Annotated in this window: 1 protein-coding gene; it reads left to right on the top strand. The window is 57.3% G+C overall.

All coding sequences use genetic code 11. The features are described 5' to 3' along the window. The first annotated feature begins 139 nt into the window (after positions 1-139). Positions 140-2662, top strand: coding sequence for a PSD1 and planctomycete cytochrome C domain-containing protein (locus Pla100_RS30195; RefSeq protein ID WP_146583110.1), 2523 nt, complete (start codon positions 140-142; stop codon positions 2660-2662). Positions 2663-2701: the final 39 nt, after the last annotated feature.

The following is a 2701-nucleotide window of genomic DNA, read 5'->3' on the forward strand; positions in this document are numbered from 1 at the left end:
GGGCGGCCCACACTCGTTACGTTCAATCCGTGATTGACCACTAACTGGAGAGCCGTGTGCGGGAAAACCGCACGCACGGTTCGGAGGGAGGGGAGTCCGGCTCAACCGGACTTCCCTACCCCTATCGATTTTGGCATCCATGCTGCTTACTGTTCTCTGGAACTTACCCGCCCACGCCGACGATTCTGCATTCTTTCACGAGTACATCGAGCCGATTCTGCAAAACAATTGTTACGACTGCCATAGTCACGACAGCGGTGAAGCGAGCGGCGGATTGGTACTCGACTCCAAAGCCGGTTGGACCGCCGGCGGTGATTCCGGTCCCGCCATCGTGCCTTCACAGCTCGACAAGAGCTTGCTGTGGCAAGTCGTCAACCATGAAGTCGCCGGATTGGAGATGCCGCCCGACGGCAAGCTTCCTGAACGTGACCGGACACTCATCAAGAAGTGGATCGAATCGGGTGCCGTGGATCCTCGCGAAGACGGACGAGCAGCCGACCGCAAAACAATTGACATCGAAGCCGGTAGACAATGGTGGTCATTCCGTCCGCTAAGTGGCACGGTGGTCCCCACCGTGAATGCAACAAAGAACAATGCGACCCAAAGTGAAGAACACTGTGACACGATGATTGACTCGTTCGTCAACGAGAAACTCGCCGAAGCCGGACTCTCGCCCGCCCAACGCGCCGACAACGCCACGCTCGCCCGCCGCGTTTCGTACGACCTGACCGGACTTCCCCCGGCCCCGCGCACGACGTCGCGTCACGACTTGTCCGATCCCGATCAGTACGCCGCGTATGTCGATTCATTGCTGGCCAGCCCCGGCTTTGGTGAAAAGTGGGGACGTCATTGGCTCGACGTTGCCCGTTACGCCGACAGCAACGGGTCGAGCTTCAACGTGCCGTTTCACAACGCGTGGCGATATCGGAACTGGGTCATCGACGCGATCAACCGCAACATGCCCGTCGACGAATTCATTCGCAAACAGATCGCCGGCGATTTGTTGCCCGCCGAATCGCAAACCGAACGCGACGAAAACTTCATCGCGACGGGATACTTGTTACTCGGTTCCAAAGTGCTCGGCACGTTCGATAAAGAACAGCTCACGCTCGACGTGATCGACGAACAGATCGACACGATCGGCAAATCGTTGCTCGGCATGACGCTCGGTTGCGCCCGTTGTCACGATCACAAGTTTGATCCCTTGCCTCATGCTGACTACTACGCACTGGCCGGGATCATGGCCAGCACGTCGACGCTGGTCGATCGTATCGGCGGCCCGAAGGACGACGAGTCCGACTGGGAGCGACGCGGTTTGGGGCCGGGTGGTGACGAACAGTTGACCGCGTTTCTGAAAGAGAATCGTTATCGTTGGGTCAAAGCCGTCGGCAAACGATTCCAAGCTCAAAAGAAGCTTGACGAACTCCGTGGTGGCAACTTTCAGTCGCCAACGAATCCGACATCCGATCCTGACGGGCGTGCTGAGATCGACGAGGAACGGCGACTGAAAGTCGCCGCCATCAAAGAAAGCCGTGGTGGCGACTTTCAGTCGCCAATGAATCCGACATCCGATCCTGACAGGTGTGCTGAGATCGACGAGGAACGGCGACTGAAAGTCGCCGCCACGGAAGAGGAGCTTCGCGAAGCTGAACGAACGCTTGCCGAGTTGCTCGACGAGATGCCGCCTCATGCGATGGCAGTGCGTGATGCGGACGTCATCACCGACCTGGAGATCCGCATCCGTGGCGTCGCTTCGAGCAAAGGGCCGCTCGTGCCGCGCGGTTTTTTGCAAGTCGCTTCGTTCCCGAGCCAGCCGGAAATCCCGACCAACCAAAGCGGTCGTTTGGAACTCGCCGCTTGGATCACGTCGCCTCTCAATCCACTGACCGCACGCGTGCATGTCAATCGCGTTTGGAAACATTTGTTTCGCGAAGGACTTGTTCGCAGCGTCGACAACTTCGGGACGACCGGAGAGAAGCCGTCGCATCCCGAACTGCTCGATGATCTGGCGATCAGATTCATTGCCGCCGGTTGGGATTTAAAGCGACTCGTTCGCGAGATCGTTTTGTCCGACGCTTACTGCCGAACCGTCGAAGCCGCCAACACTGCTGATCCTGAGAACCGGCTGTTGGCTCATCAAAACCGACGACGTCTCGAAGCGGAAGAGATTCGCGACACGTTGCTTTCGCTGCGGGGTAAACTGCAATGCGGTCCCAACGAAAACATCTTGCAATCATTACCGATCGGCGACGCGAGCAACTTAGGCGACTACTTGAATATCCAAGACAACCGCCGCACCGTTTACCAACCCGTCATCCGTACCGTCGAACCTCACGTGTTGCAGTTGTTCGATGCGGCGAGCAATACGATGGTGACCGGATCGAGACCGCGAACGATTGTCGCGCCGCAGTCGTTGTATTTCCTGAACAGTGAATTCGTGCAAACGTCGGCGGAAGAAATCGGGAACCAAATCCTTTCGCGTTACACCGGGCCCGAAAACGAATCCTTGAGTCCGGAAGCTTACGGCAAGGTTCTTGACGATTTGATCAACGATGTGATGCAAACCATCGTGTCAACCCGCATTATTCACCAAGGACGAAATCGGTTCTGCGTTTTGAGGTTTGGCCATTGCGAAACGCAGCGAAGCGGATTGCGAGTCTGATTTTGACCGACCGCGCACAACGCCCCCCTCCCCCAGAAT

The sequence above is a fragment of the Neorhodopirellula pilleata genome, assembly GCF_007859915.1.
Lineage (GTDB): Bacteria > Planctomycetota > Planctomycetia > Pirellulales > Pirellulaceae > Rhodopirellula > Rhodopirellula pilleata.

Bases quoted from the DNA above. Each gene is read 5' to 3' on its own strand.
- Pla100_RS30195 (WP_146583110.1), top strand. From the start codon at position 140: ATGCTGCTTACTGTTCTCTGGAACTTACCCGCCCACGCCGACGATTCT.